General features: G+C 61.2%; 17 protein-coding genes. 4 read left to right on the plus strand and 13 right to left on the minus strand.

Annotation, left to right across the window (positions count from 1 at the left end; genetic code table 11):
- Positions 1–2: 2 nt before the first annotated feature.
- The 5 genes from glgA to ACLK1G_RS18895 form a co-directional block, all read right to left on the minus strand.
- Entirely contained in the window at positions 3–1,574 is a 1,572-nt protein-coding gene (glgA, locus tag ACLK1G_RS18875; protein ID WP_420766807.1) for a glycogen synthase GlgA, read from the minus strand.
- Positions 1,575–2,213: 639 nt separating this feature from the next.
- Positions 2,214–3,176 carry a D-2-hydroxyacid dehydrogenase family protein gene (locus ACLK1G_RS18880; RefSeq protein WP_420766808.1) on the minus strand — a complete coding sequence of 321 codons (963 nt, stop codon included), beginning with the start codon at positions 3,174–3,176 and terminating at the stop codon, positions 2,214–2,216.
- An 11-nt stretch (positions 3,177–3,187) separates the two neighbouring features.
- Positions 3,188–4,219 (minus strand): alpha/beta fold hydrolase, encoded by a 1,032-nt coding sequence (locus ACLK1G_RS18885; RefSeq protein WP_420766809.1) that lies wholly within the window; start codon positions 4,217–4,219, stop codon positions 3,188–3,190.
- Positions 4,220–4,305: 86 nt separating this feature from the next.
- Positions 4,306–4,740 carry a YqaA family protein gene (locus ACLK1G_RS18890; protein ID WP_420766810.1) on the minus strand — a complete coding sequence of 145 codons (435 nt, stop codon included), beginning with the start codon at positions 4,738–4,740 and terminating at the stop codon, positions 4,306–4,308.
- The gene (locus ACLK1G_RS18895) at positions 4,740–5,186 is read right to left on the minus strand and encodes a DUF411 domain-containing protein (RefSeq protein WP_420766811.1); all 447 of its coding nucleotides are present in this window, start codon (positions 5,184–5,186) and stop codon (positions 4,740–4,742) included. The genes ACLK1G_RS18890 and ACLK1G_RS18895 overlap by 1 nt, the downstream gene beginning before the upstream one ends.
- A gap of 265 nt (positions 5,187–5,451) precedes the next feature.
- Between ACLK1G_RS18895 and ACLK1G_RS18900 the strand changes: the two genes are divergently transcribed.
- Both ACLK1G_RS18900 and ACLK1G_RS18905 read left to right on the plus strand, forming a co-directional pair.
- Positions 5,452–5,937, plus strand: coding sequence for a hypothetical protein (locus ACLK1G_RS18900; protein ID WP_420766812.1), 486 nt, complete (start codon positions 5,452–5,454; stop codon positions 5,935–5,937).
- An 83-nt stretch (positions 5,938–6,020) separates the two neighbouring features.
- The gene (locus tag ACLK1G_RS18905) at positions 6,021–7,880 is read left to right on the plus strand and encodes an immunoglobulin-like domain-containing protein (RefSeq protein WP_420766813.1); all 1,860 of its coding nucleotides are present in this window, start codon (positions 6,021–6,023) and stop codon (positions 7,878–7,880) included.
- A 172-nt stretch (positions 7,881–8,052) separates the two neighbouring features.
- Here ACLK1G_RS18905 and ACLK1G_RS25870 read toward each other — a convergent pair whose 3' ends face one another.
- From ACLK1G_RS25870 to ACLK1G_RS18940, 6 genes are all read right to left on the minus strand, one after another.
- Positions 8,053–10,044 (minus strand): methyl-accepting chemotaxis protein, encoded by a 1,992-nt coding sequence (locus tag ACLK1G_RS25870; RefSeq protein WP_489685935.1) that lies wholly within the window; start codon positions 10,042–10,044, stop codon positions 8,053–8,055.
- A gap of 105 nt (positions 10,045–10,149) precedes the next feature.
- Positions 10,150–11,094 carry a GNAT family N-acetyltransferase gene (locus ACLK1G_RS18920; RefSeq protein ID WP_420766814.1) on the minus strand — a complete coding sequence of 315 codons (945 nt, stop codon included), beginning with the start codon at positions 11,092–11,094 and terminating at the stop codon, positions 10,150–10,152.
- The gene (locus tag ACLK1G_RS18925; RefSeq protein WP_420766815.1) at positions 11,091–12,365 is read right to left on the minus strand and encodes a phenylacetate--CoA ligase family protein; all 1,275 of its coding nucleotides are present in this window, start codon (positions 12,363–12,365) and stop codon (positions 11,091–11,093) included. Before ACLK1G_RS18925 ends, ACLK1G_RS18920 begins: the two co-directional genes overlap by 4 nt.
- A gap of 48 nt (positions 12,366–12,413) precedes the next feature.
- Positions 12,414–14,828 carry an acyl-CoA reductase gene (locus tag ACLK1G_RS18930; RefSeq protein WP_420766816.1) on the minus strand — a complete coding sequence of 805 codons (2,415 nt, stop codon included), beginning with the start codon at positions 14,826–14,828 and terminating at the stop codon, positions 12,414–12,416.
- Between the two features lies 1 nt (position 14,829).
- Positions 14,830–15,957, minus strand: coding sequence for a LuxE/PaaK family acyltransferase (locus ACLK1G_RS18935; RefSeq protein ID WP_420766817.1), 1,128 nt, complete (start codon positions 15,955–15,957; stop codon positions 14,830–14,832).
- 24 nt (positions 15,958–15,981) lie between these two features.
- Positions 15,982–17,211, minus strand: coding sequence for an MFS transporter (locus ACLK1G_RS18940; RefSeq protein ID WP_420766818.1), 1,230 nt, complete (start codon positions 17,209–17,211; stop codon positions 15,982–15,984).
- Between the two features lie 255 nt (positions 17,212–17,466).
- Here ACLK1G_RS18940 and ACLK1G_RS18945 point away from each other — a divergent pair, with 255 nt between their 5' ends.
- Positions 17,467–17,655, plus strand: a complete 189-nt coding sequence (locus ACLK1G_RS18945; RefSeq protein ID WP_186631798.1) for a hypothetical protein — start codon at positions 17,467–17,469, stop codon at positions 17,653–17,655.
- A gap of 7 nt (positions 17,656–17,662) precedes the next feature.
- On the opposite strand, the gene ACLK1G_RS18950 is transcribed toward ACLK1G_RS18945, so the two are convergent.
- The gene (locus ACLK1G_RS18950; protein ID WP_420766884.1) at positions 17,663–17,989 is read right to left on the minus strand and encodes a fe2+ zn2+ uptake regulation protein; all 327 of its coding nucleotides are present in this window, start codon (positions 17,987–17,989) and stop codon (positions 17,663–17,665) included.
- 348 nt (positions 17,990–18,337) lie between these two features.
- Between ACLK1G_RS18950 and pvdQ the strand changes: the two genes are divergently transcribed.
- A complete protein-coding gene (gene pvdQ, locus ACLK1G_RS18955; protein ID WP_420766819.1) occupies positions 18,338–20,686 on the plus strand; it encodes a bifunctional acylase PvdQ in 2,349 nt (782 codons plus the stop codon).
- Positions 20,687–20,730: 44 nt separating this feature from the next.
- On the opposite strand, the gene ACLK1G_RS18960 is transcribed toward pvdQ, so the two are convergent.
- The gene (locus tag ACLK1G_RS18960; protein WP_420766820.1) at positions 20,731–21,729 is read right to left on the minus strand and encodes a FecR family protein; all 999 of its coding nucleotides are present in this window, start codon (positions 21,727–21,729) and stop codon (positions 20,731–20,733) included.
- Positions 21,730–21,819 lie beyond the last annotated feature (90 nt).

A 21,819-nucleotide genomic window follows, 5' to 3' on the forward strand; every position in this document is an offset into this window, starting at 1 on the left:
CCTCATTGTCTGGCAGATTTTCCTAATGATTTAGCGACCAGTTGTTCGTAAAGTTCGGCGTAGGGTTCCACAGCCTTGCTCCAATTAAACGGCGCGGACATCGCCCGGCAGCGCATGGCATTAAGCAGTTCGGGGAACTCGTACACCTTGAACGCACGGGTCAGCGCCTCTTTGTAACTGTCGACGGTGGATTCGTTGAACAAGAACCCGGTGACTCCGTCCTCGATCGTGTCGGCAAGCCCGCCGGTATTCCGGGCAACGGGCAGCGACCCAAAGCGTTGCGCATACATCTGGCTCAAGCCGCAGGGCTCGTAGCGGGACGGCATCAACAGGAAGTCGCTGCCGGCGAACATCCGCCGAGCGTCGGTTTCGTTGAAGCCGATGCGCACGCCGATCCGGCCTGGGAAGCGCAGGGCCAGTTCACGCATGGCTTGTTCTTCTTCCGGCTCGCCGCGGCCGATGATCGCGATCTGCCCGCCGGACTCGACGATGAATTCGGAAACGGCTTCGGTCAGGTCCAGGCCTTTCTGATACACCAAGCGCGATACCACGGCGAACAGTGGGCCGGTGGAGTCATCCAGGCCGAACAGGTCGCGTACATGCGCGGCGTTGGCTGCCTTGCCATCCCAGTCGCCTATGGAAAACTGGCGCTGCAGGTGGGTATCGGTGGCCGAGTCCCAGCTTTCATCGATGCCGTTGGGGATGCCACTGAGCAAGCCTTGTTGAGTCTTGGAGGCGAGGAACCCATCGAGTCCACAGCCGAACGCCGGTGTGGTGATCTCCTGGGCGTAGGTGGCGCTCACGGTGGTGATGTGGCTGGAATAGGCCATGCCGGCCTTCAGGAACGACAGCTTGCCGTAGAACTCCATGCCTTCCTGTTGCAACGCGTGCTCGGGAATACCCAACTCAGGGCAGGACGCGAGGCTGACCACGCCCTGGTACGCCAGGTTGTGGATGGTGAACAGGGTGGGGGTGCGTTGACCGCGCCAGTGCATATAGGCAGGCGCCAGCCCGGCTGGCCAGTCGTGTGCGTGGACCAGGTCGGGGCACCAGTGGATTTGCGCCAGGTTGGCGGCGATGTCTGCCGCGGCGAGGCCCAGGCGGGCAAAGCGAATGTGGTTGTCGGGCCAGTCGCGGCCATTGTTGGCGCCGTAGGGAGAACCTTCTCGGGCATAGAGTTCGGGACAGATCAGTACGTAGATCACCAGACCGTCGGCCATGTCCATGCGGCCGATCTTGCAGGGCGGAAGTGCGGCATGGCCGCCCAGTTCGCCGATGATATGGATAGGATTGCCGCTGTTCATGACTTGCGGGTACCCAGGGATCAGTATCCGCACATCGTGCAGCCCGGCCATCGCCCGGGGCAGGGCGGAAGAAACGTCACCCAGCCCGCCGGTCTTTACCAGGTCGGCGATTTCGGACGTCACGAACAGAATTTTCTTGCGATTTGGATTCTGTCGAACGACAGGGAGCAGTGCCTTGCCTCCGGTGGCCAGCACCGGTGCCGTCGGCGATTCTGCCGCCGGCGGTAGTTGAGAGCGGACTTGCTGTGGTTCCAAGGCAGCACTGATCATAAATAACTCCTATGTTCTCGATCTGTTTCCGGCAAGCGCCAGAGCTGTTGTTACATTGGCCGAATCCTGCGGCCAGGCGCACGAGCGCTACGCAAGGAGAGCAAAGCGCTGCCCAATGCGGCGAAGCGAATCAGGTGAGGGGGCCGTTGCAAGGAATGCTCCAGCCGTTGTTGCCCTTCCTCTAACCTGACCTTTCGCCGTTGTGAAAAGTTTCGACTTTTTTTCGTCCTGATGACCGGTCGGTTTTGCGCCCGGACCGGCAGTCTAGGTCAGAAGCTAGAGCGGTGCGGTTCGCTTCGTCGAATTGTCGGACAATCACATTTATTGTCGGCAATGTCTTACACGACGAAGGGGAATACGAGCCGACGAAATGCAGCCTTTTTGAAACATTCATGTTGTAGGGAAAGGCGCTGGTTCAATCGCGTGCGCGGTTCAACAGCGCATCGCACCATAAAGGGGCGGGCAGGGTGGAGGCGTTTTGATGGCTTTCAGGCAGGGTGCAGATGCTTCATGTGGGAGCTGGGTGGGAGCGAGCCTGCTCGCGAAAGCGCCAGGTCAGACGACATCTCTTCTAACTGACATACCGTCTTCGTCGGCACGTCGCCCGGAAACGGCTCGCTCCCACAGGGACGGGCAAACTCAGGCTATCGGCTTCAACACCCGAATCGGCTTGCCTGCCGCCCAGGCCTGCAAGTCTTCAATCATCTGGCCGTAGAATTGCTGGTAATTCTGGCGGCTCACGTAACCCACGTGAGGTGTTGCCAGTACGTTGTCCAGCGTCCGGAACGGGTGGTCGGGCGGCAACGGTTCCTGGGCGAATACATCCAGGCCCGCCCCAGCCAGGCGTTCGTGCTGCAGCGCATCGATCAAGGCAGCCTCGTCCACGATCGGCCCGCGGGCAGTATTGATCAGCAACGCCCCAGGCTTCATCCAGCCCAGCGCCTGGGCATCGACCAGGCCCCGGGTGCGGTCACCGAGGACCAGGTGGATCGAGAGAATATCGGCCTGCTCGAACAGCGCTTGCTTGCTTACATAGGTGACGCCGGCATCGGCTGCCCGTTCGGCCGTCAAGTTCTCGCTCCAGGCGATCACCCGCATGCCGAACACTTGGCCGAACTGCGCCACGCGCGTGCCGATGCTGCCCAGGCCGAGGATTGCCAGGGTCTTGCCGTGCAAGTCGCCGCCCAGGCCCTGTTGCCAAAGCCCGGCACGCAACGCGTTGGCTTCTGGGACGAGGTTGCGCGTCAGCGCCATGATCAGTGCCCAGGTCAGTTCGGGCGCGGCGTGCTTGTAGCTGTCGGTGCCACACACCTGAATACCCAGCGCGGCGGCAGCCTTGAGGTCGAGGGCGGCATTGCGCATGCCGCCGGTCAGCAATAGCTTGAGCTTGGGCAAGCGGCGCAGCAGCGCTTCATCGAAACGCGTCCGCTCGCGCATCACGCAGATGACATCGAAGCCTTGCAGGCGCGCGGCCAGGGTGTCGTGGTCGGCGGGATAGTCATGCAGGAACGTCACCTGGCCGACGCTCTCCAGTGCGGACCAATCCACAACATCCCGTGCCACGTCCTGCCAATCATCGATGACTGCAATCTGCACCGCCATGGAATACCTCGTCAGAGAATGGGTTTGTCCAGCCAGCCCAGCAGGGCTTTGTGGAACCGGTCCGGTTCCTCCATCTGCGGCGCGTGACCCAGATTGGGGAATTCCACCAGTGTCGATCGAGGAATCAGCTGGGCGACCTGCTTGCCCAGCACGTCATATTTGCCCAACCTGGCCTTCACTGCCGGCGCAGCGATGTCGCTGCCAATGGCGGTGGTGTCGGACGTGCCGATCAGCAGCAGAGTCGGCGCCTTCAGGTCCTTGAACTCGTAGTAGACCGGCTGGGTGAAGATCATGTCGTAGATCAGTGCTGAATTCCATGCCACCTGCTTATGTCCCGGGCCTTTGTTCAATCCGGCCAGCATGTCCACCCAACGCTCGTACTCCGGCTTCCAGCGACCGCCATAGTATGTATTGCGCTCGTAGGTACGGATGCCGTCGGCGCTGAGTTTCAGCTCGCGGTCATACCATTGGTCCACACTGCGGTAGGGAACGCCGAGTGCCTTCCAGTCTTCGAGCCCGATGGGATTGACCATCGCCAGGCGTTCGACCTGATCGGGAAATTGCAGCGCATAGCGGGTGGCAAGCATGCCACCGGTGGAGTGGCCCAGCACGATGGCTTTCTGCACACCCAGGGTCTTGAGCAGCGCGTTGGTGTTGTTCGCCAGTTGGTGAAAGCTGTACTGGTAGTGGTCTGGCTTGCTCGAGGTGCAGAAGCCGATCTGGTCCGGCGCGATGACCCGGTAGCCAGCCTCGCTGAGGGTCCTGATCGAGTCGCCCCAGGTCGCGGCGCAGAAATTCTTGCCGTGCATCAGCACGACACTGCGACCGTTGGCCTTGCCTTGGGCGGGCACGTCCATGTAGCCCATCTGCAATGTTTTGCCCTGAGACTGCAAGGAAAAGTGCTTGAGGGTGTAGGGGTATTTGAAGCCTTCGAGCTGAGGGCCATAGGCCGGACCTTCGGGCGGGTTCTCGGCCTGGGCGAACAGCGGCAGGGCAGCGAGCAAGAACAGGCTGGACTTCCAGCGGGTAGTCAAACGCGGCATTGTCAAACTCCTTTAGGCAACCGACCGATCCTGGAACGGCTGGATTATGGCGACATTAATCACAGGCAACCGAACCGTGGGAACGTTCAACCCATCCAGCCCAGGGTTGCGAGCACGAGTACGCCATAACGCAGGCCTTTGGCGAGGGTGACCATCAACAGAAAGCGTCGCCACGGTTCACCCATCACGCCCGCCACCAGCGTCAGGGGATCGCCAATGATGGGCACCCAGCTCAGCAGCAGCGACCAATAGCCATAGCGCTGGTAATGCTGGCGGGCCTTGTCCAGGTGAGACGGGCTGACAGGGAACCAACGGCGGTCCTTGAACTGCTCAACGCGGGTCCCTAGCCACCAGTTCACCAGTGAGCCCAACACATTGCCCGAGGTGGCGACCCCCAGCAACAGCCAGACCGCTTGGCGCTCGCTGAGTACCAGGCCGATCAGCAGCGCTTCCGATTGCAGCGGCAACAGGGTCGCCGCGCCAAATGCCGCCAGGAACAGCCCGACATATGCCTCGGGCATCAGTGGGCTGGATAGTCCGCCACGACGGTTTGGGAGCCGTCCTTTTTCTGCCCGATCACCTGATAGGCATCACTCATGCCGTCCATTTCCATGCCCGGCGAGCCCATCGGCATGCCTGGCGCGGCAATGCCGAGCAAATCGTCGCGTTTGCTTAACGCCAGCACCTGCTCGGCGGGGACGTGACCCTCGACGAATTTGCCGTTGATCTCGGCGGTGTGACAGGAACGCAGGTTGGGCGCGACGCCCAGGCGCTGCTTGACCGCACTCATGTCGGCTTCGACATGGTCATTGACCTTAAGACCGTTGGCTTGCAGATGGGAGATCCATTTCTTGCAACAGCCGCAATTGGCGTCGCGGTGTACATCGATGGTGACCGGCTCGGCAGCCTGGGCCAGGGCAGAGGTGAAAACGGCGCTCAGTGCGAGCAGGTGCAGGGGATTGGCCATGGGTCAGGTCTCTTGGCGAACGGCTTTGGACGGAAGGATAACAGAGTAGCGGTGTGGGCCTGACAGCAGGCTGAAGGGCGGATGACGGAACTATCAGTTGGCAGCGGCCCCGGGGAACATGGCGATCACATTCGTTCGCGATTCTGTAAGCCCTACCGCTCGTCCAGATTTGGCGCATACCTGTAGGTTCTGACAGTAGCCGATGTTGCTTGCCTGATGTGTGATGGCTCATGTCGAAAGGCCGATCATCTGCCAGGTAAATACCATGAATATCCCAGCCTCAGCCTTGAGCCATCCCTTCGAACTGTTCCCCGTGCATATTCCTGGGTGGGTAACCCCCGTGCTCCCGGCAAACATTGCGCACGGCGGCATCCCCAAGAGCATCTATGACGACCAACCTCGGGGATTGCAATGCGTGATCAACCCGTTGACCGAACTCAAGAGTGGCTCCTGGATAATGGCGGCGTTCGATCAAGTCAACTTGTACGTCAATGGCGTGCGGGTTTCCGGGGCCGGTCTTACTATCCAGCCGGGAGACGAAGCTGAGTTCATCGCCTTGGACCTTCCCCACGGGCAATTAAGGGAAGGAGTCAACACCCTGCACTACAGAGTGACGCGCCTGAGCGGGAATTTCGACGACTCCATCTCTTTGGATGTGCTCTATCACCTTAGGGCGCCCGGTGAACCCGCCCCCCAGAACATGGATCTGGGTGATCCCGCCCGATGTGATCAGCAATGGGGTCAGCGCTGACCAAGCGGCGCGAGGGGTGACGTTTGGTTTCACCTATGGCAACCGGCGGGAATTTGATGAAATCGACTTCCTGATAGGGGGGGGTGATCAGACCTTATGCCGTACCGAGTGCGCCGGCTCCGGCGCAATATACGCTGTTTACCGATACCTTCAACGAAGTGGGAGACGGCGCTTTTACGGCGCTCCAGTTCAAGGTGACCGATCAACTGGGCAACACCAACCAGTCGTCGGTCAAACATATTGATATCCACCTGGACCGGGAATTGACCCTGGCGCCGCCTTCGGTGAAAGAGGCCAGCGGCGCGTCCTTGAACCCGGTCAACGCCAAGGACACCCTGACCATCGTCGTGCCGGTCAACGCCGAGTTGCTTCCCACGGACAAACTGACGGTGACCTGGACGGGCGCACCGGGAACCCCAGCCGGCGGCTCACACACCTCAGGCGAATCGTTGGTCAGTGCGGGGTTGGAAATCCCGATTCCCAACAGTGTGGTCGCGTTTAACCTGGGCAGGTCGGTGACGGTGTCCTATGCGGTGATTCGAGGCAGCGAAGCCCCTGTGGCGTCACCGCCCTTTGCCTTGGCGATACAACCCCTGGCTCCAGGTGATCTTGAACTTGGCAAGCCAAGGATCCTGGAAGCCGCCAATAATGGCGAGGGCAGCGAACTGAACCTGGCTTCCATCAGTGCGAATGTCACCTGCTGGTTCGGTACCTGGCCCCTGATTGCCGTTGACCAGGACGTGTGGCTGCGTTTCAAGGGCACGAAGGCCGATAACACCACGCCTTACAACCTCGATATCTGGGTGCCAAAGCCGCCAACTAAAGGACCTAGGGTCAATCAAGGTTGGGTCAACAACGGTTTCTATCAGCCAGGACCCTTGGGCAACTCTTACAACTACCTGAAGGACCTGAAAGACGGCAGCACGCTGACCGTGGAGTTCAAGGCGGATTTCAGCAAGACCATCGACGAGGCCAATGCAATAACGTTTCCGCAGCGTACTTACACCGTCAAATCAATTGTGATGGTGACGCCGACGATCACCTCTGTGAGGGGCCAGCCGAGCAACGCTGAGATTCCGGACAACAGCAACACGGTGGAGAGCAGCGTGATATTGAGCGGTGCCGCCTCGGTAGGGCAAAAGATTGAACTGTTCGACGGAAACACGTCCATAGGAGAATTTATGGCTGTCACTGGTAACTGGACCAGCACGGCAATTACGGTGGCGGTAGGTGAACATAACTTCAAGGCCACTGGCCTTTACGGTGATCGTCCGACGTCGGCTGTTCGTCGTCTTAGGGTGATAGAACCCTTGGTGATAGATAACCGCATCGCCAATCTTGATGGCTTCTTCCTGTACTACAACGGAGCACGAAACAGCACACCGATGCCGGCGGGCACAACCGTTACTCGCACCCCCTCGCGTGGAAATCCTCCGTATGCATACAGCACGTCAAATACCGGTGTTGCCACTGTGAATGATCAGGGGGTCGTGGTCGGTGGAGGAAACGGCGAGGCGACCATTACGATAACCGACGCCTACGGGCAAACTGCGTCATATACGGTGAGCCGCTCAAATGCTTGGACAATAAGATCGACACGCTCCATTCGAGGCGGCCAGGCGCAGGGCTGGGCAAACGGTCAGGGCGCGCAAAACTCTTTTAACCAAAACCCCTATCCCGATGGCGGCACTATGCAGACAATCCGCAATTATTATGAGCGGGACCTAGGCTGGAACTACAACAACTGGACCGGCCGCTATGATAGCGGTAATCCATTATGGCCATGTTTTGCAAACATCTATCAAGGCACCAAATCTACATCGACCATTGAAAGTTATTTAGGCGCTTGTTGTCGGGTGCCTTATAACCAAGGCACATTGTTGCTTTCAGAGCGAACTGAGTTGGGTGAGCCCCCCGAGCCACCTGAGCCATCTGGAAGTTGACCCGGTCGGGGCTCGCTGGGCTGTGTCCAAGCGCCACCTTCGCCTTCGTCGATGGGCTTGGAGAGGCCGCTTTCAATCGCCACAGCGGCAGGCGCAATGCCCTTTAACGTTGAACTGAAAGGGGGCCTGCTATCAACCCTGACAGGAGGCCCCCTTTTACTCAGGCGATGTTTCAGCGAACCTTGAACCGCCCCATGATCGCATTCACCCGGCTGTTGGCTTCCAGCAACTGACGGGTGTTGTTCTCGCTGGCCAGGCCGCTTTCCACCAGCTCTTCGACCATGTGCCGGATCTGCACCATGCTCCGGTTGATCTCTTCGGTCACTGCACTTTGCTGCTCTGCGGCGGTGGCGATCTGGGTGCTGAGGCTGTTGATCTGGCTGACGGAGCCGGCCATTTCGTCCAGGCCCGAGTTCACTCGGGAGGTGGCGTCGGCAGCCGATTGGCAACTGGTCTGGGTGTTTTCCATGGCCGCGACCGACGAGCTCACGCCTTGGGTCAGGCGCGTCAGCATTTCGTTGATCTCCGAAGTGCTGGCCTGGGTGCGGGCGGCGAGGGCGCGGACTTCGTCGGCGACCACCGCGAAGCCACGGCCTTGCTCGCCAGCCCGGGCGGCTTCGATGGCGGCGTTGAGCGCCAGCAGGTTGGTCTGCCCGGCGATGGCCCCGATCACACCGAGGATCTCAGTGATGCGCTGCGCATCCTGCTGCATGCTCTCGACCTTGTGGGTGGCGCTGGCCACTTCCTCGATCAACGCGACGACACTGTTCGATGCCTCGCCGACAACGACGCGGGAGCGATCGGCATGTTCATTGGCCCGCTGGGTGAAGGCGGCGGTCTCGGCGGCATTCTGCGCCACGCTTTCGGCCGTGGAACTCATTTCGGTGATGGCCGTTACCGTCTGGTCGGTCTCCGAGGCATGGCGCATCAGGATTTCACTGGTGTGGGCCGAAGTCTGCTGCAGCTTGTCCAGGCTAGATGCCATGGCGCCGGTGGCCTGGGTGACTTCGCCGATCATGTCTTGCAGGTACGCGATAAAGCGGTTGACCGAATGACCGATGGCGCCCAGTTCGTCTTCGGCGCGGATGGTGATGCGGCGGGTCAGGTCGGCGTCGCCCGTGGACAGCGCATCGATGTTGCGCTTGAGCACTTTCATGCGGTTGGTCAATTGGCGGATCGCATACAGCTGCATCAGCACCAACAGGATCACCATGGGTATCTGCAACAGGCTCAGCGTGTTCAATACGTCATCACGTTGGGCTGTGATCAGGCGGGTCGGCAGGGCAGTGGCGAGGAACCAGGGCGAGCCTTCGATAGGCCGCATGAAGAACGTGCTGGCTTCACCGTTGTTGTCGAATTCGACGCGCTGCGGTTGGTCACGGTTGGCCAGGCCAGCCTTGACCTGGGCGGCAAATGGCGAGCCAGCCGCCAGTTCGCTGATGTTCTTGAGCACGATCGGGCCGCTGATCCGCGAGCTGTTGCTGATGATCTTGCCGTCGCTTTCCACGATCAGCATCTCGGCGTTCAGTTCTGCTTCCTTGCGTGCGATCAGCTCGTTGAAAAAGCCGAGGGTCACGTCGATGGTGGAGACGCCATACGGCGCGCCATTCTTCTGGATGGCCATGGCGCAGTTGGTCCGGGGTTCGGCGCTCGCATCGTCCTTGTAGGCTGCCGCCCAGGCGCATTTGCCAGGGGGAGTGGCCATGCCGCCCTTGTGCCAGGGTTGCTCGTAGTAGTTCGGCGCAGCATCGCTGTTCCAGAAGGTGTTGACGATCAGCTTGCCGGAAGCGTCGCGGTGCCAGAACGTGCTGAATTTGCTGCGACCTTCGGCGCGCTGGTTGGGCAAAGGCCAGATCCCGCCGCCGAACACTTTCAGCTCACCGTATTGGTCCACCAGGCCTGGCAGTACCTTGTCGATGGCATCGCTGTCGAGCAAGGGGATGGTCTGGGTGATGCTGCGTTGCTGGGCCTGGACCTTGTTCAGTTCGCCCTGGATCTGCTCGGCGACCTCGGCAATGCGGTTCAGCGCCACTTGTTCCTCGGTGTGGCGCAGCTTGGGTGCGACGAGGTGACTGATGCCGACGACCGTCAGGATGGATAACACCAGAATGAACAGAACCAGAAACAACGTGTAGCGGGCCTGAATGGTGCGCAATGAAGGCATGTGGGTGTTCCTTGCACGGGGCGACTTTCGGAAGCAAATGGGATGAACGTTCCAATATATGTCGGCTTCTCTGCCAGGAGCTTGAGTGTGGGGCCTGACCAGCCGTCAGGCGGCGGAATGGGCCTGGGCGTTTTTCCAGGTTTGAGCGTGAGCCTGCAATTCATCGTGAAGGCGTTGCATGGGGGCCGAGTGCAGGCTGAGCCTGCGCGGATGTGCAACTCGGTGGAACAGCGCCTGCCAACCTTGCCCGGCGTCCGTGGGCATCATCCCAGTGAAGAAAAAACCCGCAGCCAGCAGTAGCTGGTGGTCGGCGCAAAAGTGTCGACCGAGGCCGATTCGGACCGAAAGCGGCCAATGGGCGGGCAAGCGCCGAAGCTGCCCGACGAGGCATGTATCCACCCGATCCGCCACGATCTCGATCCGGCCGGGTAAATGGCTAAGCCGCAACGGATGAATGCCCTGCGGCCTATCCACAAGGGTGGTCCCGAAACGCGTTTCCAAAGCGCCCATCAGCCATTGGTGGGGCGCGGGCCATTGAAGACGTGGCAGCGGTCGAGGGTGGTCGCCGATCACTTGGCAGCCGATCACGATGGTTTCGGCCTGGTCCGTGGCGAACGGAGAGGGCACGAACTCGGGTAGCAGGCCGACGTCATGAAAACCCAGTCGTTGGGACAGCCGTTGGCTGTAGGGATGGCTGGTGACCTGCTTGATCGATAGCCTGGCGAGCCCGAGCTGCCGGCAACCGTCCAGTAATTGTTGCCCCAGCCGCGAGGCGATCTGCCTGCCCTGCAACTCGGGGTCCACCGCAACCAGCGCCAGCTCGGCATCTTGAGTGGCGTGTCCCTGGCGGCACAACGCGGCATGACCGACCACGCGCCCGTCGACCACCGCCACCTGCGAATGCCAGCGCCCCTTGAGATTGTGCTGGCAGATCATTTGCGGCATGTAGACGTCAGGGGAGACGTAGTGATCGCCGTACACCCGACGAAACAGCTCGCACGTACCGGCGCTGTCGGTGGCTTGGAACGGCCTGAATACCAGAAGGCTCATCCAGCATCCTCCGCTGCCCGCGAACCGTATACCCGACGATCGATGATCGACAGGTGCTTGCCGGAACGGGGGTGGCGCTCCAGGTCCTGTGCGGTACAGGCCTGGGTATCCACATGAAGTCGATCGAGGCCTGGATATTGCTCGATCAAGGCCGCTTTAAGCGCATGGGATCGCGTTGGGCCTGCATCCTCGGCTTTTTCCGGCAGCCACTTGAGCAACACGCAGTCATTGCCCTGGCTGTGCTCGATGATCAGTTGCCACTGCACACCGCCGGCCACGCGCCGCGCGATGTCGCTTATTTCTTCGGGAAACAGCGACAACACGCCAACGCGTACGCGCCGGCTCTCTGCGCTGCGTCCTCGAAGGGCGAATTTGCGCCCCGGCGTGCCTGCCGGCTCGCACCAACTGGCGCGGTCTCCCACCGGGTATCGGACAATGGGCATGAGGGTCCGGTTGAAATTCGTCACCACCAGGTTTCCGGCTTGGCCAATGGCCTCGATCGCTTCCCCGCTCAGGTCGTCGACGATTTCCACCCGCGTGTGCTGATCGAATACCCGGTGTTCGCCCAAGCCGCAATCAGGCGTGCTCGCACCTACCAGTCCGGCATCCACGCTGGCGTATCCGATGGACGCGAAACGCGCGCCCGGGAAGGCGCGTTTCAATGTCGGCATCTGGCTTTCGAACAGGTTCTCCCCGCCAAAGAGCACGGTGGTGATTTGTGGCAGCCTGCGCCCTTTGCCAATGACATGGCTGGCGAAGGCCAGCAAGTGCGCAGGCACGCCGACGAGTACGTTGATGCGGTGTCCAGCAATGGCGTCGGCCAACACATCGAGTTCCACCGAGCCGGAGAAGGGAAACTCGGTAATCGCAACATCGACGCTGCACAGGGCGCCGTGGATGAACAGGAAACTGGCGTAGAGATCCCCCGAGAAAAACAGATTGGCAATGCGATCCCCCGCAGCCAATTGGGCTGTCAAGCTGCGACCGAAGCAATCGAGCATCAGTTGCCATTCTGCGTGGGTATACACCGATAACTTGCCTTCGCTGGTCGTACCGCCGGTCTTGAAGACCAGTGCGTCCTTAACGCGGCTGGTCAACACCGGCCAACGGTCCAGGTCGTGGCTGTCTTTCCAATACTCGCTGAGATTGACGATCGGCAACTGGTGGAACTCGCAGCCATGGACGGGTAGATGGCTCAGCTGCGTGCGATAGAACATCGAATGCGTGCGGATATGGTTGAGCCATTGGTCGTAGGTTAATGGGGCGCTCATCGGAATATTCTCAAGGCTATGGGTCGGCTTATCGGGTACCGGGCGAAATCAACGGCCGGCTAACCTGCAATCGATCACCAGCGGGACTTTGCCGCTGTGCTTGTTATGTTCGAACCGCTCAACCGGGCAGTGCTCGACGTCCAGAACCAGCAACCCGGCGTTGACCGACGTGCGCAGCGCTGCGAGGCCCAGCACCTGGCGCCGTACCGTTTCGGCGTCGCCATCGGTACGAATCAGCAAACGCTCACCGCCACAGCCCGCATGGCTCAGAACGATCTGGATGGCCGTCTGCGCGTGCTCGGACAGGTCCTGGGTATTGATGAACTCCGTGGCGATGCGCACCAGTTGGCCGTGGCGCTCGCGCAGCTCGAATCTGGGCGACTCCAGGCCACACGCGCACGGGCCGGGTAGCCAGCGCCCTAGGTCGCCGACTTCGTATCGCTGGAGCGGGCGCGCCTGGCGTACGCGGGAGGTGAAAAGCAAGCGCCCGATACCATCAGGGCCGACCGGTATATCCCGTTCCAGGTCAACGATTTCCAAGGATTGGATATCTTCCATCAGATGAAACACACCGTCGCCGCTGGCTATGCAGGCATGCCCGAGGGGGCCCGCATCGACGCTGCCGTAGATTGCCGAGCGAACGCAGGTGACGCCGCATTGCTCGAACAGGAGACGACAGTCCTGCCCCAGGTGTTCGCCACCAAGCATGATCTTGCGCACACCGCCGTAGCCTTGAAGGACTGACTGCTGGCTTGAGAACAGACGATGCAACGTGCTGGGCATGCCCATGAGCGTGTTGATTCGATGCTCGACGATCAACTGCGCGATCTCTGCAAAGTTGTCATCCGGCGGCGCACTCATCGGGTAATGCACGACATCCATCTGTTCGAGGATTTTGGTGAAACTGAGGAACCCGCCGTACAGGCTGCCGCCATAGAACAGGTTCATCACTCGATCGTACGTCGGGTCGAGCCCCGCGGCGCGCACCCCATCGGCGGCGGCCCGCATGTGGCGGTCGAAATCACCATGGCTATAGGGGGACAAAACCGGCGCACCGCTGCTGCCGCCGGAACGGAAGAACAGCTGTGCCTGAGGGGCCGGGGGCAGCGCCACGAACGCTGCTTTGTCCATGATGGGCGTCGAAGGGGTCAGCGCCAATGGGCTCGCGGCGGCATCCAGCGTGACGCGATGGCTGGCAATGCCTGCATCAAGGCTGACCGATACCCGGCGACTCAATCGTTGCAGCCCGTAGACCCCATCGTGGGGCTCGCCGTCGTAACCTTGCTGGATTTCCCCCGTGGAGGTCACCCGGCCAACCCCAGCGGTCATCAGGCGCCGAACCAGCCCAGGAGCGCGTTCCGGCTCGCAGACAAGGGCGCAGCTCTGCAGCACATTGCGCCATGGCAGCAAGGTTTCGGCGAGCAGCACTTGCGGCATCGGCCGTAGCAGGAGCGTGCGAAACAATGGCGAAGGTTGCAGTTCGCGGTGGTGCTCCCAGAGAATGCGCCAGCCATTGCCCGTCCAGACCTGGCCGGTTTCGTTGGCAAAGCTGAAGTCCAGGCGGGCCAGTGCCGTACGGGTGGTGATCTCACTGGCTTCGGCGGCGGTGGTCTCCAGGGTGGGCCAGCGCCCGGTCCGGCGTTCGAACGCGGCGGCCAGGGCGCTTCCCACTGCTTGCAATTGCCCAGGATCATCGCTGTCCACCAGCAGCCATTGCGGGCTGGAGCAGGCCTGCTGGTCGAGGCGGCAGACTTCGTCCACCAGCGCATCCAAGGCCTGCTCGGTGGCGGCCAGAGGCGTGATATAGGCGAAGCTGATCCGGTGGCCCCAATCGATCCAGCGACAACCCGTTGGAATGCGCTCGCGCAATGCCTTCAAGGCAGCTTCGCCGCCCCAGGCACTGACGCCATTGGCAACGGCAAAAAGACGCCCGGTTTGTTCAGAGGGCACCGGCAATACCGCCAGATAACCACGTAACCGGCCGCCTGGATCGCACGCCAGGAACGCCGCTAGGAGTTGCGCCGTCAGGTCGCCCTCGCGGGTGCTGGGGCGCAGCCAATTGACGTTGCCCGCAAGTAGGCCTTCCAGCACCGCGCAAAACCCCAGCAACGGCGAGTTGCCCGGCGTGACATGAACCACCAGGCCCAAGGGCTGCCAACTCTCGAAGGGCCCGTCGCAATAATCGATTCGCCGTAGCGAACGTGCATCGACGCCCAGCTCCCGTTCCAGCTTGAAGCTCAACGACTTGCGGGCGCAGAAAGCAATCAGGGCCTGGCGCTGGTCCTCGTCCAGCAGCGGGCTTCGGTCTGCCGCACGCAGCCATTGCGCGAACGCCTCGGCACAGTCGATCACCTCCTCGCTGCGAGGTGGCGTTTCCAGCAAGACGGGCAGTTGCGCTTGGAGGCGTTCAAGCGCTGCATCGAGCGGCAGCCCGGCGTTCAGTTGGCCGTTGATGAGGTACATATCAGTTTTCCTTGATCAATTCGGCAGCGGCCATGGCGCAGCTTCGGCTGGCACTGGTGCCGGCCCGGCCATGCAGCTCGAACCACTGGGTTTGAAGGCCGCACTTGCAGTTGGCCGGGTGCAGGGTCGCCAGATCACTCATCACCACGGCGTGCGCGGGGCTTGACGAGATGTAGGGCGAAACGAACGACAACAACCCTGGTTCGCCGAACGGCTGGACACTGAAGTCCGAGGGGTGGCGTATGAAGACTTTGGAATAGACCGGCACGTGGAACCGATGATGGGCGCACTCGATGTAAGGCACCGCGTGCTCGACCGCACCGTAGCCGTCGCGGCAGCGTTGGACCTCGATGCCGAGTTGCTGTGTGATGCGCTCGTAAACGTGACGTCGGGGGATTTCCTCGGCCGCCTGTTTCTTCCAGCCGCCGCCCAGGAAGACCAGCGAACCGGCGGCGAGCTTCAGGTCTTGCATGCCGGTTTCACGCATGCGCTCAAGCACATGCCAGAGCAGCGCCGGGAAGCCGAAGATGCGCACCGGCAGGCCCTCTTCGGCGAAAGATTGCAGGGTGCCGATGGCGCCGAAGACGTCGAATTCGTGGCCTTTTCCCGTGCATCGCAAGGCGTAGGCGATCCGATTGGCCGGTGCGAAGCGGCACAGGAACTGGTCGGTGTAGGCCGTGCCCAGGCGATTGGCCGCTTCGGGCTCATGGCTGAAGAGCAAGTAGTTGCACGGCGAGTCGGGTGTCGACCAGCCGTAATACTCAAAGATGTTTGCCACCATGCCTTGGGCCGCCGCCATGCTGCGCTCGTCGTAGCGCATGCGGCTTTTCTGCCCGCTGGTGCCCGAGGACGTGAGTTCCAATGCACCTTCGGCGGTGGGGCTGAGCAGCAATCGCTGCTTGAAGTAGCTGGCGTAAATGGGCGGCAGGCGCGACCAGTCAGTCAAACGGTCCAGGTCGTCGGCCCGAAGCCCGTTGGCGTTGAGCCAATGTTCGTAGCCTGGCGTGTGGTGGCTATGGAACAGGCTGATTTCAGCCATGGCTCTGTCGAACAGCCCCGGTGGCAGCGAATCGCCGTCATACGGCTGGGGCCATGCGCACAGCGCATCGGCATGGGGAAAGTGAATCATCGGGTCATCCTATGGGAAGGCAAATCAAGGGAGAGCAGCGGGGCGCGAGGTGAACAGGCGCAGCACGACAGGACAGCTGAGCCCGGCGATGCCGACCATCAGCGCGAAGGACTCAAGGTTCGCCCCGGCACCCAGCAGCGCCAACAGCGACCCTGTCGCGCTCATCACGGCGATGGAGATCATCCCGACCATGGCCGAAACCAAGCCCTTGCTATCGTCGGTGGCGAACAGGGCCAGTCGATACAGCGCGGCATTGCCCATGCCGAGCCCGATGGCATACAGCGACAGCCCACTGACCAGGACGGGAACGGACAGGGCGAACTGACTGCCGGCCACCAGCGCGGTCAGGCCTGTACACAACGGCCACAAGCTGTAGCGGACCACCCGATGCACCCCAGCCCGTTCCACCAGGGCGTTGAGGACGAGATTGCCGAGGATGACCGCCGCGAAAACCGGAATCTGCCAAACCCCATACGCCAAGGGGGACAGGCCTTGTCCTTGGATCAACAGCAGGGGCGACAGGCCGATCCAGGCAATCAGCGGCAGGCTCATCAACCCCAGCGCGACACTGGCCGACATGAAGCGACCGTGGCCCAGCAGCGCTGCGTATCGCCTTACGAGCGAACGCAGGTCGAATGCTTCGACGACCGGTGTTCCAGCATGCGCGCCACGGGGTGTTCGCGGCATGAACCCCCACAAAGCCAACCAGCTGACCACCCCGAGACCGGCCAGCAACATGAACAGCTCGCGCCACGACAGCCACTGCAGCAGCAGCCCGCCCGCCAAAGGGCCTAAAAGCGGTGAAAGAAGGGCGAGATTGCCCAGCATGGCCATGACCTTCACGGCGGCGGATTCGCAGAATATTTCCTGTATGGCGGGGTAGCTGACTGCAATCACGAAGCCCAGCCCCATCCCCTGGACCAGACGAAGCCCATTGAAACCCTGCATGCCGGTGACCTGGGTGATCGCCACGCAAGCCAGCACGAACCCGGCACACCCCACGAGCATGAAGGGGCGCCGCCCATGACGATCCGACAACGGGCCGATCAGCCAAGGCAGCAAGACGCCGCCCAGCAGGTACAGATTGAACGCGTGGGGAATCTGATCGGGGTATGCATCGAGGTCCTGGGTCACGGTGAGCATGGCGGGCATGATCAAGTCGCTGGCCATGTAAGTGAGGAACTCGAAAAGAGCGATGGCCAGGCAGAAACCTGTCAGGCGAAAGGGTGAAAGAAGGGTGGGCTGATTTGGCATGGATTCCCAACGTCAGTTCTCGGAAAGAAGGAAATTTCTTCTTTTTCGAGAGTACGTTGGCGAGATCCAGGGTCGAAAGGCGCCTTTTCGCGTAACAGGCAGTGGAAAGCGGACCGGTATATGTAGGAAAAATCCTTCGGTCGCACGAAAACGCCCAGCGGTTGTACCATACGATCCTGACTGCATCCCACCTTGTTTGTGGTGGAATAAACACGCATCAGAGGTGCAGAACGAAAAACTTCAGGAAACTGGCAAATGACTCATTCGCAACGTTTGAAATACTCGATTCTGGTGGTTCTCGTCGTACTGGCGATCATGCTCGGACTGTCCTGGATGCAAGGCAAGGGCATGATCAGCGAGCAGCTGTTTCAATACATCGCCATTGCCGTGGCGGTCATCGTCGTGGTGATCAACGGCGTGATGCGACGCAAGGTCAAGCCTTGAGCGCCGCTCATTCTTCGGTGTTGAGCAGGGCCACGGCCTGGTGGTGCAAGCTGTAGCTTTTATCCGGATTGAGCGTGACCACGCCTTCGCCGCACAGGCGCTTCAGCACCTCACGCACGCTCAGGAAGGACAAGGGAATGTCCAGCCCCAACAATTGGCTATGGACGCCGCGTACACCCAGCCGGCGGTTTTCATCGGCGGCCTTGAGCAAGGCGTCGATGACCTTCAAGCGAATCAGGCTCGTCCTGAGCCCATAGCTCTTGAGCAGACGCTTGATCTGCTCGTTGCCGCCTCGTTCCGCTGGCCCAGGGAACGTACGGTTTGTGGCTGTCATCGTGACACGGGCCGATCCTGGCTTGCCCTCCATGGGCATTTGCGCGTTATGCATGTAAAGACTCCTTACCAGCCTGACAGAAAAGATCATCAACGCTCTCCTGTATAGGACGAACGAGAGCGGCCAATCATGAGGACGTGGGTGTGAAAAAAATGCCTGGATACCGTCAAACCCCGGTAGAAGCGGCTTGCCAGCCGATTAATTTTTTTTCATCCGGTTCGTTCTCAAGGTAGGCACATCCGCGTTGAAGCGCGGCGCATGTGAACTTCCAGGCCGGGGCGGACGTACAAGGGCGTATCGGCGGCCGTCCTGGTTTTTGTACGCTATCGATCAGGAGTGAGTGTGGGAATGTCCGGGCAGTTATCGAGGTTTTGCCTTGCCGGTGTCTTGCTGGGGGTGTCCCTGGGCTTGAGTACCGTTGTCAGCGCACGAGGCGAGGCCGGGCAGGCCACTGCCGAAATTCGTCGCACCAGTTTTGGCGTGCCGCATATTCGCGCCCAGGATGAGCGGGGATTGGGATACGGCATCGGCTATGCGTACGCCCAGGACAACCTATGCCTGTTGGCCAATGAGATCGTGACCGTCAACGGCCAACGCTCGCGCTATTTTGGTCCGGAACAGGTCACCGTCGAGCAGCGCGAGAATCGTGCAAGCGACGTGTTTTTTGCGTGGCTCAACACGCCCCGGGCGGTTTCCGGTTTCTGGCAGGCGCAGACGCCCCAGGTCCAGCAGTTGGTGGAAGGTTATGCCGCCGGCTACAACCGCGCGCTGGCTGAGCGCAAGGCCAAAGGCCTGCCGGAACAATGCGCAAGCGAGTGGGTGCGGCCAATCACCGCGCTGGATATTGTCAAGCTCACCCGGCGCCTGTTGGTGGAGGGTGGCGTCGGCCAGTTCACCGAGGCGTTGGCCGGGGCGCAGCCGCCCAAGGCTACGGCAGACGCGCGGGGCTCGGCGTCCGGTTTCGCCATCGCGGCGCAACGGCAACAGCGCTTCGCCCTGGAGCGCGGCAGTAACGCCCTGGCTATCGGCAGCGAACGCTCGTTCAATGGGCGCGGCATGCTGCTGGCTAATCCGCATTTCCCGTGGGTGGGAGGCATGCGTTTTTACCAGATGCATTTGACCATCCCCGGAAAGCTGGACGTGATGGGCGCGGCGTTGCCGGGCCTACCGGTGATCAATATCGGCTTCAGCCGGCACTTGGCCTGGACCCATACCGTCGATACGTCCAAGCATTTCACCCTGTATCGGCTACAACTGGACCCCAAGGACCCGACTCGCTACCTGGTGGATGGCAAGTCCGTTGCCATGAGCCAGCAAACGGTCACGGTGGACATCAAGCAGGCCGATGGGCAGGTCAAGCCGGTCTCCCGTGTGGTCTACGGTTCGCAGTTCGGACCGATCGTGCAATGGCCCGGGAAACTGGATTGGGATAACCGGTTCGCCTATAGCCTGCGGGACGCCAACCTGGAAAACGACCGGGTGCTGGCGCAGTGGTACGCGATGAATCGAGCCGTTACGCTCAAGGACCTGCAAGATTCCGTACATCGCATCCAGGGGATTCCCTGGGTCAACACCCTGGCCGTGGATGACCAGGGACAAAGCCTCTATATGAACGTGTCGGTGGTGCCCAACGTCGATGCCGGCAAGCTTGCCCGATGCAGCGACCCCAGGGCCGGGCTGCGGCTGATCGTGCTGGACGGTTCACGCGGCGAATGCGCCTGGGATGTGGACCCCAAGGCGGTGCAGAAGGGTACCTATGCGGCGGACAAGCTCCCGCAACTGTTGCGCCGCGATTATGTGCAGAACTCCAACGATTCGGCGTGGATGGTCAATCCGTCGCAGCCGTTGTCCGGTTATTCCCCGGTGATCAGCCAGCAGGACCTGCCACTGGGCCTGCGGGCGCGTTTTGCCCTGGACCGACTGGGACAACTGGCAAAGGCGGGGCCAGTAACGGTGAGCGATTTGCAGGGCATGGTCATGGACGACCGGGTGTACCTGGCCGATCAGGTCATGCCGGACCTGCTGGCTTTCTGTGCCGCGAAGCTGGGGCCCGATGCACCGGCCCTGACGCAGGCATGCAGCCAGCTCAAGGCCTGGGACCGTACCGCCAGCCTGGACAGCGGCGTGGGGTTCGTCCATTTCCAGCACATCATGCAGGCATTGCAGGCGGCGCCGGGCATCTGGCGGGTCGCGTTCGACCCGAACGATCCGCAACATACCCCGCGCGGCCTGGCGATCGAAGCATCGCCAGTGGCTGATGCGCTGCGCCAGGCCATGGTCGCATCGGTCCAAGCGGTGGACGCTGCGGGACTGCAAGCGGATAGCCAATGGCGGGACGTGCAGGTGACCCGCAGCGGCGACCGCCGGATACCCATTCACGGTGGACCGGGCGAGCTGGGCATCTATAACGCCATCCAGAGCATGCCGGGCGCGAACGGCCAGCGGGAAGTGGTCAGCGGCACCAGTTACCTGCAAGTGGTGACGTTTGACGGCAACGGACCCAACGCACAGGGACTCTTGGCGTTCTCACTGTCCAGCGATCCTTCATCGCCCTATTCGGCGGACCAGACCCAGGCATTCTCGAAGGGGCAATTAAGTGTGCTGCCTTTCTCTGAACAGCAGATCAAGGCCGACCCGCATTACCAGGCGCAGACCATCCATGAGGGCGAGCAGGCGGGCAGGGTGGCGACGCAATAGCCGCGGGAGCAATCAGGCCGCGTCCCCAAGGGAGGCGGCCTATGTCAGTTTCGGGTAGGACGAGCGATGGCGTTCAATACCAGGTTGCCGTCGCTGTTCTGTGTCAGGTACACCGGCAAGACCTTGGGCAGCGAAGGCACCAGATTCTTCACTTCGTTCAGGTTGTAGTTTCCACCGATGCGCAGAGTGCCCGTTGCGTTGTCCGCCAGCATCACGGGACGGTCGAGGTAGCGGTTGATCAGCGGCAGCGCGTCGGACAGGGCCAGGTTATCCAGCACCAGCTTGCCACTTCGCCATGCCAGCGAGCTGTCATCGAGGGCGACGTCACGAACCTTCGGCTGGAAATCGCCAGCCCTGTAGCTCGCCTGCATCCCAGGTGACAGTTGCTGGCCGCCCGCTTTGGATGCCCGATGGCTGGTTACCCACACGGAACCTTCCACCAGCGTAACCCGCACTTGATCCTGGTACATCCACACGTTGAAACGGGTCCCGGTCACGCGCACCTGGCCCTGGCCTGCTCGAACGACGAAGGGGTGGCGGCTATCGTGGCGGACATCGAAAAACGCTTCGCCTTTTTTCATCGTGACCCGGCGTTCGTCCTTGTAGTTGGCAAACACCAGCTCGCTTGCGAGGTTGAGCTCTACCTGACTGCCGTCATCCAGAGTGATGTGACGCACGCTCGTACCTGCCTCGAATCGCTGGTAGGCGTTGGGCAACCACCCCATGTTCCAACCGGTAAAAGCAGCCAGGGGCAGGCCGAGGGCAAGCACCGTCGCCGCGATCGCCATGGAGCCGAAGCGAGACCGCGGGCGCTGGGTCGCAGGGATGGCCATTGGCTCGACGCGCGGCAGATGCTCGGCAACGCCCCAGATTTCCAGCATGGCTGCGTATTCAAAGGCGTGCAGCGGATCGGCGTCGTGCCATTGCTTGAACGCCAGCCGTTCGGCATCCGTGCAGTCGTCCGCATGCAGACGCATGCACCAATGCGCGGCCGCATCGGTGATGGCATCGTATTCGGCTTCCGGGAGTGTACGTTCGGTCATGGGCTCTTCCTGGTTTGCCGCATTCTAACCCTCGGGGCCCATTGCCGAGAACAGGGATGATGGCATTTGCACGGCATGCATCGGTTTTCC

This window comes from Pseudomonas algeriensis (assembly GCF_048847255.1).
In the GTDB taxonomy this organism is placed as follows: domain Bacteria; phylum Pseudomonadota; class Gammaproteobacteria; order Pseudomonadales; family Pseudomonadaceae; genus Aquipseudomonas.